This is a genomic window from Pseudomonas sp. Snoq117.2, assembly GCF_900110545.1.
In the GTDB taxonomy this organism is placed as follows: Bacteria; Pseudomonadota; Gammaproteobacteria; order Pseudomonadales; family Pseudomonadaceae; genus Chryseomonas; species Chryseomonas benzopyrenica.
Map to the genome: position 1 here is coordinate 728,393 of NZ_FOED01000001.1, position 13,346 is coordinate 741,738.

The 13,346-nt window shown below is 68.5% G+C and carries 13 protein-coding genes; 11 read left to right on the forward strand and 2 right to left on the reverse strand.

Annotated elements, in window-relative coordinates:
* The first annotated feature begins 58 nt into the window (after positions 1-58).
* From BMZ43_RS03605 to BMZ43_RS03620, 5 genes are all read left to right on the forward strand, one after another.
* The gene (locus BMZ43_RS03605) at positions 59-574 is read left to right on the forward strand and encodes a sigma-70 family RNA polymerase sigma factor (protein ID WP_093249871.1); all 516 of its coding nucleotides are present in this window, start codon (positions 59-61) and stop codon (positions 572-574) included.
* The gene (locus BMZ43_RS26845) at positions 571-903 is read left to right on the forward strand and encodes a FecR/PupR family sigma factor regulator (protein WP_256562860.1); all 333 of its coding nucleotides are present in this window, start codon (positions 571-573) and stop codon (positions 901-903) included. The genes BMZ43_RS03605 and BMZ43_RS26845 overlap by 4 nt, the downstream gene beginning before the upstream one ends.
* A 53-nt stretch (positions 904-956) precedes the next feature.
* Positions 957-1,523: a FecR domain-containing protein gene (locus tag BMZ43_RS26850; protein WP_256562861.1), complete on the forward strand. Its 567-nt coding sequence runs from the start codon at positions 957-959 to the stop codon at positions 1,521-1,523.
* 135 nt (positions 1,524-1,658) lie between these two features.
* Positions 1,659-4,055 carry a TonB-dependent siderophore receptor gene (locus BMZ43_RS03615; RefSeq protein WP_093249874.1) on the forward strand — a complete coding sequence of 799 codons (2,397 nt, stop codon included), beginning with the start codon at positions 1,659-1,661 and terminating at the stop codon, positions 4,053-4,055.
* Between the two features lie 131 nt (positions 4,056-4,186).
* Positions 4,187-6,799: an excinuclease ABC subunit UvrA gene (locus BMZ43_RS03620; protein WP_093249877.1), complete on the forward strand. Its 2,613-nt coding sequence runs from the start codon at positions 4,187-4,189 to the stop codon at positions 6,797-6,799.
* Here the strand turns inward: BMZ43_RS03620 and BMZ43_RS03625 are convergent.
* Positions 6,796-7,986 carry an MFS transporter gene (locus tag BMZ43_RS03625; protein ID WP_093249881.1) on the reverse strand — a complete coding sequence of 397 codons (1,191 nt, stop codon included), beginning with the start codon at positions 7,984-7,986 and terminating at the stop codon, positions 6,796-6,798. The genes BMZ43_RS03620 and BMZ43_RS03625 overlap by 4 nt on opposite strands.
* Here BMZ43_RS03625 and BMZ43_RS26410 point away from each other — a divergent pair.
* Both BMZ43_RS26410 and cobF read left to right on the forward strand, forming a co-directional pair.
* Positions 7,922-8,059, forward strand: coding sequence for a hypothetical protein (locus BMZ43_RS26410; RefSeq protein ID WP_177344753.1), 138 nt, complete (start codon positions 7,922-7,924; stop codon positions 8,057-8,059). The genes BMZ43_RS03625 and BMZ43_RS26410 overlap by 65 nt on opposite strands.
* A gap of 73 nt (positions 8,060-8,132) precedes the next feature.
* On the forward strand, positions 8,133-8,894 hold the full coding sequence (gene cobF, locus BMZ43_RS03630) for a precorrin-6A synthase (deacetylating) (RefSeq protein ID WP_093249884.1): 762 nt from the start codon (positions 8,133-8,135) through the stop codon (positions 8,892-8,894).
* Here the strand turns inward: cobF and BMZ43_RS03635 are convergent.
* The gene (locus BMZ43_RS03635) at positions 8,861-9,406 is read right to left on the reverse strand and encodes a GNAT family N-acetyltransferase (RefSeq protein WP_093249888.1); all 546 of its coding nucleotides are present in this window, start codon (positions 9,404-9,406) and stop codon (positions 8,861-8,863) included. The two genes, cobF and BMZ43_RS03635, sit on opposite strands and share 34 nt — an antisense overlap.
* 103 nt (positions 9,407-9,509) lie before the next feature.
* Here BMZ43_RS03635 and BMZ43_RS03640 point away from each other — a divergent pair, with 103 nt between their 5' ends.
* The 4 genes from BMZ43_RS03640 to BMZ43_RS03655 all read left to right on the forward strand — a co-directional run bounded on the left by BMZ43_RS03640 (position 9,510) and on the right by BMZ43_RS03655 (position 13,345).
* Positions 9,510-9,920 (forward strand): DUF2946 family protein, encoded by a 411-nt coding sequence (locus BMZ43_RS03640; protein WP_256562862.1) that lies wholly within the window; start codon positions 9,510-9,512, stop codon positions 9,918-9,920.
* Positions 9,921-10,009: 89 nt separating this feature from the next.
* On the forward strand, positions 10,010-11,389 hold the full coding sequence (locus BMZ43_RS03645; RefSeq protein ID WP_093249894.1) for a PepSY-associated TM helix domain-containing protein: 1,380 nt from the start codon (positions 10,010-10,012) through the stop codon (positions 11,387-11,389).
* A gap of 398 nt (positions 11,390-11,787) precedes the next feature.
* Positions 11,788-12,396, forward strand: a complete 609-nt coding sequence (locus tag BMZ43_RS03650; RefSeq protein ID WP_064306728.1) for an FMN-dependent NADH-azoreductase — start codon at positions 11,788-11,790, stop codon at positions 12,394-12,396.
* A gap of 325 nt (positions 12,397-12,721) precedes the next feature.
* Positions 12,722-13,345 carry a HutD/Ves family protein gene (locus tag BMZ43_RS03655; RefSeq protein WP_064306730.1) on the forward strand — a complete coding sequence of 208 codons (624 nt, stop codon included), beginning with the start codon at positions 12,722-12,724 and terminating at the stop codon, positions 13,343-13,345.
* Position 13,346: the final 1 nt, after the last annotated feature.

Sequence of the window (13,346 nt, forward strand, 5' to 3'; positions counted from 1 at the left end):
TTAACTAAAATGAGACGCTTTATCATTTAAAGACCGGCGCTCGCGCCAAGGATCTTCCATGCGCCCTGCCCTGTCTTCCGGCTCGCCCACCGTCGCGTTGGATCAGCTCTATCGCGATCATCATGGCTGGCTCAGCGGCTGGCTGCGCGGGCGGCTGGGCAACGCGCCGGATGCGGCGGACATCGCTCAGGACACCTACCTGCGCATCCTCGGTTCCGGGCGCCTGCCGGTGCGTGAAGACTCTCGGCGCTATCTGGTGCAGGTGGCCAAGGGGTTGGTGATCGACCTCTGGCGACGCCAGGAGGTAGAACGCGCCTATCGCGACGCCATCGCCCACCTGCCGGAGGCCCAGGTGCCGTCGCCGGAGACGCACTGGCTGATCGTCGACGCCCTCCTGCGCATCGATGCCATGCTCGATGGCCTGCCCGCCCCGGTCCGGGAGGCCTTTCTGCTGGCGCAATTCCAGCGACTGACCCTGGCCGAGATCGCCGTGCGGCTGGATCTGGCGGTGATCACCGTACGTCGCTACATCCAGCGCGCCCTGGTGGCTTGCCTGGTGGCCGGCGAAGCATGAATCCTCCCGCGCCGCAGCTGCTCGAAGAAGCGGCCGAGTGGCTACTCGCGCTGAACTTCGACGACACCGACGAGGCGCAGCGCCAGGCCTTTGAGCGCTGGCGGGCGCAGAGCGAGGCCCATCGCGCGGCCTGGGCACGGGCCGAGCGGGTCATGGGTACCTTCGCCAGCGTTCCGCTGGATATCGGTCAGCAGGCGCTACGCCGCGCAGGTGACCGGGCCCTCAGCCGGCGGCGCACCCTGCGCCTGCTCACCGCCCTGCTGGTAGGGGCCCCAGCGGCTGGCTGGCGCTGCGCACCCTGCCGCCGGATGGGCTGGGCGCCGAGCTGACGACCGCCATCGGCGAGCGGCGCTCCCTGCTGCTCGCCGACGGCAGCCAACTGGTGCTGAACAGCGACTCCGCCCTGGACGTACGCTTCGACGAAGGCATCCGCCGCCTGCACCTGCGCCGCGGCGAGGTGCTGGTGACCACCCATGCCGATCCGGTCGTGCCGCGCCGACCCTTCGTGATCGACCTGGCGCAGGGCGAGATCGAGGCGCTGGGCACCCGCTTCAGCGTGCGATTGGAAGAAGGGTTGTGCCAGGTCGCGGTCTTCGCCCACGGCGTGGAGCTGCGTCCGCAATGGGGCGCTGCCGTGCGGCTGGCTGCCGGGCAACAGGCCTGGTTCGATGCCCGCGGCGTGCAGCGCCGCGCCCTGGTGGACGAGGATGCCAGCCTCTGGACACGCGGCATGCTGGTCGCCCACGACCGCCCGCTGGCCGAGGTGCTGGCCGAACTGGGTCGCTATCGCCCCGGCCTGCTGCGCTGCGACCCGGCCGTCGCCGGGCTGCGGGTGTCCGGCGCCCTATCGCTGGACGACACCGACCAGGCCCTGCTGGCGCTGGAACGCACCCTGCCGATCCGCATCACGCGCCGCACCCGCTACTGGGTGGCGGTGGGGGCGCCCTGAACGCTGGCGATCCAGCCGAAAAAAGTTCGCGCTGCCCTGAGCACTTTGCCGCGCTCGTCCGGGATAGCTGCAGACACCCTCATGGGGAGCGGTGGCAGCCCGCGCCTGGTGCGCTCAAGAGGACGGCAACACGACATGGCAAAGATCCACCGGCAGCAACCCGCCACCCGAGCCTTCACCCCACTAATCCTGGCCGTCGCCCTGCAGGGCGTGCCCCTGGCGGCTACCGGGCTGGCCCTGCTGCCGCTGCCGGCCCTGGCCGCCGCGGAGGTGCGTGACTACCGGATTCCCGCCGGTCCGCTGAGTGCGGTGCTGGCCCGTTTCGCCGCTACCGCCGGGGTCCAGCTGGTGTTCGATCCGGCGCCGCTGGCCGGGCGCAGCAGTCCGGGACTGCAGGGACGCTATACCCTCGACCAGGGTTTCGAGCGCCTGCTGCGTGGCAGCGGCTATCGCTGGAGCGAACGCGGTGCCGGCATCTATGCCTTGGAAGCCGGCAGCGCCGAGGCCGCCCTGGCCATGCCCGAAACCACCATCCAGGCCAGCGCCACGGGCGGTGGCGCGGATATCGGCTACCAGCGCCCGGTCAGCACCAGCACCACGCGCCTGGGCCTGAGCGAGCGGCAGACACCCCAGGCGATCACCACCCTGACCCGCGACCAGGTCGAGGATTTCCGCCTGCAGAGCATCAAGGAAGCCCTGCGTGCCGCCCCGTCGGTGACCGTCGAGCAGACCGAGACCGACCGCACCCAGTTCACCTCGCGCGGCTTCGACATCAACAGCTTCCAGTACGACGGCATGGGCATGCCCTTCGTCAGCACCACCCTGGTGGGCGACCAGGACCTGGCCGAATACGAGCAGGTGGACGTCCTGCACGGGGCCAATGGCCTGATGAGTGGCACCGGCAATCCCTCCGCCGCCGTCAATTTCGTGCGCAAGCGGCCCACCGCCGAGTTCCAGGCCAGGCTCGGCGCCAGCATCGGTTCCTGGGACAACCGCCGGGTGGATGCCGATGTCTCCGGCCCCCTGACCGAGACCGGCAAGGTACGCGGACGCTTCATCTACGCCCACGACAAGGGCAATTCCTGGCTGGATCGCTATGGCCATGAAAAGAACATCGCGGCCGGCCTGGTGGCCTTCGACCTCAGCGAGGCCGATACCCTGACCCTGGGTTTCTCCCAGCACAACAGCGACGCCAACGGCAGCTCCTGGGGCAACCTGCCGCTGGCCGATGTGGACGGCAATCCGTTGCACTACGGCCGGCGCAGTTCCAGCATCGGCCAGGACTGGACCTACTGGAATCTGGATACCCAGCGCGTCTTCGGCGAATTCACCCACGACTTCGGCAACGGCTGGCGGGGTACCCTCACGGCGACCGGCGTTACCGAGCGGCAGAACGCCGACATGTACTACATCTTCGGCGTCAACGGCGACGACGCCACCGCCTTTGGCGACCATTCCGCCAGCAAGGCGCACCAGCTGATCGGCGAGGCCAGGCTGTCCGGCCCCTTCCAGCTATTCGGCCGCGACCACGAACTCACCCTGGGCGCCAGCTACGGCCGGACCCACCAGAAGTTGCGGGAAAAGATCCTCGCCGAGGATGGCTACTACCCCACCACCCTCTCCGGCTCCCTGGCCGGGGTCCCCGAGCCGTCGCTGCAATACACCGACGATATCGGCCACACCCAGGACTTCACCGACCGCCAGAAAAGCTTGTTCGCCGGCGCCCGCTTCGAGCTGGTCGACGACCTGCACTGGATCGTCGGTGCGCGGATGCTCAGCGCCGATGCCAGCGGCCTGAGCTATGGCGCCGACTACTACACCCGTGCCCATGGCGAGGTCACTCCCTACACCGGCCTGGTCTACGACCTGAGTCCGCAATGGAGCCTCTATGCCAGCTGGACCAAGATCTTCAGCCCACAATACAGCTTCGGCCTGGATGGCCGGCTGCTCGATCCGCTGGAAGGCAAGAGCCTGGAAGCCGGGATCAAGGGTGGCCTGTTCGACGACCGCTTGAGCCTGACCGCCGCGGTGTTCAAGACCGAGCAGCGCAACGTGGCCTCGACCTCGGTGTTCGCCGGTTCGCGCTATCTCTACGACACCACTGACTACCAGAGCCATGGCCTGGAGCTGCAGGTCTCCGGCGAGGCGCTGCCCGGCCTGGACCTGCTAGCCGGCTACACCTATGTGCGCATCGACGACGCGGACGGCGAGCGGGCGCGCAAATTCGTGCCCAGCCACAGCTTGCGTGGCCTGGCGACCTATCGCCTGCCGGGCCTGCCCCAGGCCAAGGTCGGCGCGCGGCTGAGATGGCAGAGCGGTATCGAGAACGACAACAACAGCCGCATCCACCAGAACGCCTATGCCCTGGTGGATGTGCTGGGCAGCTACGATTTCGACGAACACTGGAGCACCCAGCTCAATCTCAACAACCTCACCGACCGCAAATACCTGCTGTCGCTCTACAACAACGCCACCAGCGGCAACTACGGCGCGCCGCGCAACGCGACGCTGTCGGTCAGCTACACCTTCTGAGCCCGCTGCAACCTTGAGCCTGGGTAACCGGACGATGAGACCTCTGTCCCGTCGTCCGGTATCGCCCGGCGATCCTTTGCGCCGTGCCGCGGTCCGAATCTGCACGCTCTCAGTCAAGGTTTCCGCCCGTCATGCCCTCCTCCCCCCGTCCCGGTTTCGTCTCCGTCCGCGGTGCCCGCGAGCACAATCTGAAGAACGTCGACGTGGATATCCCCCGCGATGCCCTGGTGGTCTTTACCGGGGTGTCCGGCTCGGGCAAGTCATCGCTGGCCTTCGGCACCCTCTATGCCGAGGCCCAGCGCCGCTACTTCGAATCGGTGGCGCCCTATGCGCGGCGGCTGATCGATCAGGTGGGGGTGCCCCAGGTGGAGGCCATCGAAGGCCTGCCGCCGGCGGTGGCCCTGCAGCAGCAGCGCGGCCAGCCCAACAGTCGCTCGTCCATGGGCAGCGTGACCGGGCTCTCCAGCCTGGTGCGGATGCTCTACTCCCGCGCCGGCCGCTACCCCGCCCAGCAGCCGATGCTCTATGCCGAGGACTTCTCGCCCAACACGCCCCAGGGCGCCTGTCCCGAGTGCCACGGCCTGGGTCGGGTCTACGAGGTCACGGAAGCCTCCATGGTGCCGGATGCGTCGCTGACCATCCGCCAGCGCGCCATCGCCGCCTGGCCTACCGCCTGGGGCGGGCAAAATCTGCGCGATATCCTGGTCACCCTCGGCTATGACGTCGACATCCCCTGGCGCGACCTGCCACAAAAGCAGCGCGACTGGATCCTTTTCACCGAGGAGCAGCCCACCGTCCCGGTCTATGCCGGCCTCACCCCCGAACAGACCCGCGCCGCCCTCAAACGCAAGGCCGAACCCAGCTACCAGGGCACCTACACCGGGGCGCGGCGCCATGTGCTGCACACCTTCGCCAATTCCCAGAGCGCCAAGATGAAGCAACGCGCGGCGCGCTTCATGATCGGCCAGACCTGTCCGCTGTGCCACGGCAAGCGCCTGACCCGGGCGGCGCTCTCGGTGACCTTTGCCGGCCTGGACATCGGCGAGCTGTCGCGCCTGCCGCTGGATGACCTGAGCGTGCTGCTGCGCCGGGTGGCCGCGGGGGATTTCGACGACACCCAGGACAGGGGCGTGCTGGACGCCCAGGCCGGTAAGCAGGATCGCGCCCGGCGCAAGGCCGCCGGCGGCAGCGATCATGCCAGTGCCCCGGACGTGCGCCGTACCCCCGATCTCTCACCGGAGAAACGCCTGGCCGCCCAGCGCATGGCCAGCGAATTGCTGGAACGGCTGCAGACCCTGACCCGCCTGGGCCTTGGCTACCTGGCGCTGGAGCGCAGCACCACCACCCTTTCCTCCGGTGAACTGCAGCGCCTGCGCCTGGCGACCCAGCTGGTGTCCCAGCTGTTCGGCGTGGTCTATGTGCTGGACGAGCCGTCCGCGGGCCTGCATCCGGCCGATGGCGAGTCGCTGCTGGAAGCCCTCGACGGCCTCAAGGCCCAGGGCAATTCGCTGTTCGTGGTGGAGCACGATCTGGCCACCATGAAGCGCGCCGACTGGCTGGTGGATGTCGGTCCCGCAGCCGGCGAAGGCGGTGGCCGGGTACTCTACAGCGGCCCGCCCGCCGGTCTGGCCGAGGTCGAGGAGTCGGTGACGGCGCGCTATCTGTTCGCCGCGCCGCAACGCGAGACCCGGCCGCCCCGTGAACCCCAGGGCTGGCTGCGGCTGGCCGGGGTCACCCGCAACAACCTGCAGGGCCTGGACGCCGCCTTTCCGCTGGGCTGCCTGACGGCGGTGACCGGTGTCTCCGGTTCGGGCAAATCCAGTCTGGTCAGCCAGGCGCTGCTGGAACTGGTGGGCGCCGAACTGGGCCAGCGCGCCGCCGAAGATGGCGACGAAGCCCCGGAACTGGACGGCGATGCCCTGCCCGCCACCACTGGGCAGGTGGTCGGTGGCCTCGGCGGCATTCGCCGGCTGGTACCGGTGGACCAGAAGCCCATCGGCCGCACCCCACGCTCCAACCTGGCCACCTACACCGGCCTGTTCGACGGGGTGCGCAAGCTGTTCGCCGCCACCCCCGAAGCGCAGGAACGCGGCTTCGATGCCGGGCGCTTCTCCTTCAACGTCGCCAAGGGCCGCTGCCCGACCTGCGAGGGCGAGGGCTTCGTCAGCGTCGAACTGCTGTTCATGCCCAGCGTCTACGCCGCCTGCCCCACCTGTCAGGGCGCGCGCTACAACCCCGAGACCCTGGAGGTGCGCTGGCAGGGCAAGACCATCGCCGAGGTGCTGCATCTGACGGTGGACGAGGCTCTGGCCTTCTTCGCCGAGGAAGCCCCGGTGGCGCGCGCGCTGCGGGTGCTGGCCGACATCGGCCTGGGCTATCTGCGCCTGGGCCAGCCGGCCACCGAACTCTCCGGCGGCGAGGCTCAGCGCATCAAGCTGGCCACCGAACTGCAGCGCACCAGTCGCGGTACCACCCTCTATGTGCTGGACGAGCCCACTACCGGCCTGCACCCGGCCGACGTGGAGCGCCTGATGCGCCAGCTGCACGGCCTGGTCGACGAAGGCAATACCGTGGTGCTGGTGGAGCACAACCTGCAGGTGGTGGCCGGCAGCGATTGGCTGATCGACATCGGCCCCGGCGCCGGCACGGCCGGTGGGCGCATCGTCGCCTGCGGCACGCCCCGCGCGGTAGCGGACGATCCCGCCAGCCCCACGGCACCCTATCTGCGGCCCCTGTTCGACTAACCCGTAATCGGCGCCACGCTACGGCGGCAGGCGGCCAGCACCAGCAAGGTCAGTGCCGCCGCCAGGGCACCGAACTGGAAGGTGGCGGCGGAGCCGACGAAGTGCCAGAGCGCGCCGGCGATGGTGCTGGCCAGCAATAAGGCGATGCCACTGACCAGGTTGAACAGGCCAAAGGCGGTGCCGCGCAATTCGGCCGGGGCGGTCTTGGCGACCATAGCGGCGAGCAGGCCCTGGGTCATGCCCATGTGCAGGCCCCAGAGCAGGATGCCCAGGGCCAGCCCGATCCAGCCGCTGCTGAAGGCCAGCGCCAGGTCGGCCAGGATCAGCAGCACCAGCCCCCAAGCCAGCAGCGCGCAATGGCTGACCCGGTCGGACAGCGCCCCCAGCGGATAGGCCGACAGCGCGAACACCAGGTGCATGCCCACCATCACCAGCGGCACCAGCGCCAGGGGTACGCCCACCTGCTCGGCCTTGAGCACCAGGAAGGCCTCGCTGAAGCGCGCCAGGGTGAAGACGCCGCCGAGCAGCGCCACCTGCCAGAAGGCTGCCGGCAACTTGCGCAGCTGACTGCGGGTGAGCGGATTGGTGCGCGCCTGGACGATGGCCGCCTTGGGTTCCTCCAGGCCGAAATACAGCAAGGCGACGGCGATGAAGGCGGGGATCACCGCCACCCAGAACACCGCGCGGAAATCGTTGGCCCAGAGCAGCATCAGCCCCACCGCCAGCAGCGGGCCGAGAAAGGCGCCGAGGGTATCCAGCGACTGGCGCAGGCCATAGGCGGCACCGCGGATCTCCGGCGGCGTGACGTCGGCCACCAGGGCGTCGCGCGGCGCCCCACGGATACCCTTGCCGATGCGATCCAGGAAGCGCGCGCCGAACACCAGGCCGGCACCACTGGCCAGGGCGAACAGCGGCTTGCTCAGGGCGCCCAGGCCATAGCCCAGCACCGCCAGGCCCTTGCGCTTGCCCAGGTAGTCGCTGAGTACGCCGGAAAAGATCTTGGTGATGAGCGCGGTCGCCTCGGCCACCCCTTCGAGGATGCCGATATAGAGCACGCTCAGGCCCAGGCCGGTAGCCAGGAACAGCGGCAACAGGCTGTGGATCATCTCCGAGGAGATATCCATGAACAGGCTCACCCCACCCAGAATCCAGACCCCGCGGGGTATCCGTCGCCAGCTCGCCGTCATCGTCACGCCCCTGTCCTCCTCGATCCTGTCCATCCCTGCCTGGCAGCAGGCAAACCGGTCGAACCTAGCATGACGATTGCCCGAGTCTCTACGGAGAAGACATCCCCCGTTACACTAGGCGCTGCTCCTTCCATCGAGGCCACCCCATGAAAACCCTGCTGGTCATCGGCATCGGCGCCGGCGATCCCGACTACCTCACCCTCCAGGCCATCGCCGCCCTCAATCGCGCCAGCACCTTCTTCCTGTTCGACAAGGGCACGGAAAAGGACAGCCTGATCCACCTGCGCGAAACCATCTGCGCCCGGCACATCCGCCAGGCGGACTATCGTTTCGTCACCGCGCCCATCCCCGAGCGCCGCCGCGAAGGCGACTATCGTCAGGCGGTGGACGACCTCAACGCCGCCAAGCAGGCGCTGATGGTGGAGATGATCGAGCACGAGCTGGCGGACGACGAATGCGGCGCCTTCCTGGTCTGGGGCGATCCGGCGCTGTACGACAGCACCCTGCGCATCCTGGCGGCGATCCGGCGCGACGGCCGGCTGGACTTCGACTACGAGGTGATCCCCGGCATCTCCAGCGTCCAGGCCCTGGCCGCGCGCCACCGGGTGCCGCTCAATCGCATCGGCCAGGCCCTGGAGATCACCCCCGGCCGGCGCCTGGAGCGCTTCCCCGCGCACCTGGACAGCCTGGTGGTGATGCTCGATTCCCACGAGGCCTATCGCCGCCTGGATGAGCCCGGCCTGCACATCTACTGGGGCGCCTATGTCGGCACGGCGGACGAGATCCTCATCGCCGGACCACTGCAGGAGGTGGCTGAAGAGATCCACCAGGTGCGCAGTGCCGCGCGCGAAGAACACGGCTGGATCATGGATACCTATCTGCTCTGTCGCGGGCCGGCGGACGCCTGAGGGCTGTCCAGCCGTCGATCCAGATGGATGGTCTGCCAGGGCAGGGTCGTCTCCCGTTCGACGACCCGGAAGCCCTGGCCGAGCCAGAAAGCCTCGGCCCCGGGCAGGAAGGGGTGGGTGTGCAGATAGAGGCGGTCGACCGCCTCCTGCCGCGCCTGGGCCAGCAGCGCCCCGAACAGCCGTCGCGCCAGGCCCTGGCGACGCTGCTGCGGCGCCACATACAGCCGCACCACCTCCACCACCCGCTCGCCGGGATAGGCCAGCTGCGGAAAGCGCCGGTCGTAGGGCCGGTAGGCGATGCTGCCGAGGGGCTCCCCGGCGGCACCCCGGGCGATCAGCAGGCAGCCGCGGCCTGCCCCATAGTGGTCGGCGAAGTCCTGTAGATCCGGGGGCAGGGTCGTCGCCTCGACCCGGCTACCGAACAGCTCGCGATAGCTCGCCAGCAGGAAGCCCAGCGTCTCGTCATCCGCTGCGGTGATCCGTTCCAGGCTGATGGAAGGCGCTTGGCTCATGGCGGTGTTTGGTCTCTTCGGCAGCGGGCGGGGCGCGACATTTCGGCGCAGGGCCGCGCCGGCCGGGCTGTGCGCCGCTCGCGACGATGATACAGTCCCAGCCATGAAAACCGTCCGTTTCCCGCGCGCTTCGCTCGCCTGGATGCTGCTCGCCTGCATCCTGTTGAACGGACTCGTCTGCGCCCTGGGCCATGGTCAGATGCTGGCACGCCTCACCCTGCCGGTCCTGCCATCTCTCGGCCAGGTGCATGAGCACCATCACGGCCTGCACGCTCAGGCCGTCCAGGGTGATGACATGGCCGGCATGCACGCGGGCCTCCCGGGCGGCAGCGTGACGACCCTCTCGCCCACGGGTGATTGCGTGTTCGCCGCCACCCTGTTCCTCGCCACCCTGCTGGCCGTCGCCCTGCAATGGCTGCTGCGTCCTGGCGAACCCCATCGCCGCCGCTACCAGAGCGCGCTGCCGCCTCCACCCCGCGCGCGACGCTCCACGCTCCATCCCCAGGCGCCCTGACACCTCGGCGACGAAAGACGGCTGTCCTCTCTTTTCGTAATCCCGCGCGTGGCCCCTCGCTGGTCGCGCGTCGCTCCGTGGTGAACGCTATGACTTCGCACCCCTCCGCTCCGGCCGCCAAGGCGCCGGGGCCGCTGCTACAGCTGCTGGCGCGGCTGCATTTCCTCATCGGCCTGTTCGTCGGTCCCTTCCTGCTGGTGGCCGCCGCCAGCGGCCTGCTCTATGCCCTCACGCCGCAACTGGAAGCGCGCCTCTATGCCGAGGCCCTGCACACCCCCAGCCGTGGCGAAGCCCTGCCACTGGCCGAGCAGGTCCGCGCCGCCCAGGCCGTCGCCGGTCCGGCCCTGACCCTGGGCGCGGTACGTCCCGCCCCTTCGGCGGGCGACACCACCCGGGTGATGTTCAACGATCCGTCCCTGGGCGAATCGGCCCATCGCGCCCTCTTCGTCGATCCTGTCACCGGTGCCATCCGTGGCGACCTGACCGTCTATGGCACCAGCGGCATCCTGCCGCTGCGCACCGCCATCGATCAGTTCCACCGCAGCCTGCTGCTGGGCGAACCCGGTCGCCTCTACAGCGAGCTGGCCGCCTCCTGGCTGTGGGTCGCGGCCCTCGGCGGTCTCACGCTGTGGCTGGTGCGGCGCCGCCAGCGCCGCCCGGCCCGAGGGCTGCGCGGTCTGCATGCCAGCACCGGCGTCTGGCTGCTGGGCGGACTGCTGTTCCTCTCCGCCACCGGCCTGACCTGGTCGCGCTTCGCCGGCGACAACATCGGCGTGCTGCGCGCCCACTATGGCTGGTCCACGCCCAGCGTGAAGACCGCCCTGGGCAGCGCACCGGCACCGGCCATGGCCCACGACGAGCACGCTGAGCACCACGGCCATGGCGCCATGCACATGACCATGGCGCCGCCGCAGGATCCAGCCACCTTCAACCGGGTACTGGCCAGCGCCCGCGCCGCCGGCATCGACGCAGGCAAGCTGGAGATCCGTCCGGCCCGTAGCGCCGACAAGGCCTGGACGGTCAGCGAGATCGACCGCCGCTGGCCGACCCAGGTGGACGCCGTCGCCGTCGATCCGACCAGCCTCCAGGTGGTAGACCAGGTGCGCTTCGCCCAGTACTCGCTGCCGGCCAAGCTGACCCGCTGGGGGATCGATGCCCATATGGGCGTGCTGTTCGGTCTGGCCAACCAGCTGGTGCTGGTGGCCATCGCCCTCGGCCTGCTGGTCATGACCGTCTGGGGCTATCTGCTCTGGTGGCGCCGTCGTCCCACTCGCGATCCGGCGCAACCGGGCCTGGTCGCCCTCTGGCGGCAGCTGTCGCCCCTGCCGCGCCTGCTGGTCCCGGCGACGGCCGTGCTGCTCGGCCTGTGCCTGCCGGTGCTCGGCGGCAGCCTGCTGCTGTTCCTGCTGCTGGACACCCTGCTCGGCCTGCGCGGCTCGGCCCTGCGCACGGAAGCCGGTTCGGCCTGAGGTGGGGATGGGACAGTTGTTGGGCTTCGCCCAACCTACGAGTGAAGGATGGGCGCGTAGGTTGGGTTGAGCGCCAGCGAAGCCCAACGGGGCTGGCACGACGTTGGTTGTCGGGCTTCGACGGTGGAGCTGTCCCAGCGCAACCTACGTAGTCGCCCCGTCGCTCCCGCCCTGACCGAGGCTGCGTCCTTGTCCACCCTACAGCGCACGCGGCCTCCCACTCGCACCCAACCATCCCCTCTCCCCTGGGAGAGGGCTGGGGTGAGGGCCCGCCCAACACCGATCGTCACGCCGAAAATCGCTTTCGAGACCATCCATCGGCCCGCCTCGCTTCAGACTGGCGTACCCCGTTGACGGGATTATAGTTATCGCAATCCCCATCCTTCGAGGATCTGCCCATGCCCCGCCTGCTGCACGTGATAGGTTCGCCCCGCCAGGATCGCTCCGCCTCGCTGGAAGTCGCTACCGCTTTCATCCAGGCCTGGCAGGACAGGCATCCCGACGCCGAGGTGGATACCCTCGATGCCTGGCATTGCGACCTGCCGGAATTCGACGGTCCCATCCTCGACGCCAAATACGCCGGCATCCAGGGCGAGTCCCTCAGCACCGAGCAGGCGCACGCCTGGACGGTCGCCAAGGTGCTGGCGCAGCGCTTCAAGGCCGCCGATGTCCTGGTGTTCGGCGTGCCCTGCTGGAATTTCGGCATCCCCTACAAGCTCAAGCAGCTGTTCGACGTGGTCAGCCAGAAGGACCTGCTGTTCACCTTCGACGAGCGCGGCCTCAATGGCCTGCTCGGCGGTCGCCAGGCGCTGGTGATCGCCGCCCGCGGTGCGGCCCTGGATCGCCAGGAGCATCAGGAATCCTATCTGCGCACCTGGTGCGAGATGGTCGGCATCGACCGGATGCATACCGTGGTGGTGGAAAAGACCCTGTTCGGTGCCGAGGTCGACCAGGCTTCACGCGACCAGGCCAAACAGGATGCCGTGGCGCTGGTGGACAAGCTCTGATTTATCCAGCCGGCGCCTCGGTGTCGGCTATCTGCAGACTGACCAGGACGACCCGACAGACCCAGGCGGACAGAATCAGCTGCGGAGGTACTACCCGAACGCCAAGGCATTCTCCTAGTAAAGCTCTGACCTCTCAAATGTCTATACAAATAGCCAGAGTTGTTCTTACTATCTCGCTTTTGCAGGATCACGCTCGTTTCGCGAGCGATGCCCTTGCACCCCTTGCCGTCGAGGAGGCTGGTCAGATGCTTGAAGGATGTGCGGGCTTGTGGACCAAGACCTTGTGTCAGGGCCAGGCGATCCAGCAAGCCAGGCAGGTCAGCCCATGAATCTCGTCGAGCATCTGCCCGCCGCTGCGCATCGCCGCATGGCCTGGCGTAACGGCCTGGGCACCACCCTGGAGATAGCCCGCGACACGGATGGCACAAAGGCGGACTTCGGCTGGCGGGTCTCCATGGCGGACGTCTCCCAGTCAGGCGACTTCTCTCCCTTCCCCGGCATGACGCGAATCATCAGTGTGCTCGAAGGCGCCGGCATGCGGCTGAATGTCGACGGCCTATGCACCCCAGCGCTCGGCTGTTGGGAGACGTTCATCTTTTCCGGTGACGCCCAGGTCAGCTGCAAATTGCTCGATGGACCCATCCGCGATTTCAATCTGATCTATCGCCCGGATCGCTACCAGGGCGAGCTGAGCTGGCTAAGGCTCGACGGTACTCGGCAGCTAGGCGTGGTGGCGACCACCTTGCTGTTCTGCGACCAAGGGTCTTTGTGCATCCTGGGCGGCCATTCGCCAATCAGGCTGGAGCGGCATGATGCGGCGCGTGTTGCCCTTGCTTCCTCTGGTCAAACCCTGACCCTGCAGGGCCAGGCGCACCTCGGCCTGATCCAGCTGCGACCGCTGGCGACCCCCAAGACCGCCACCAGCGGCTGCGGAACCTGCCCGCCATAGC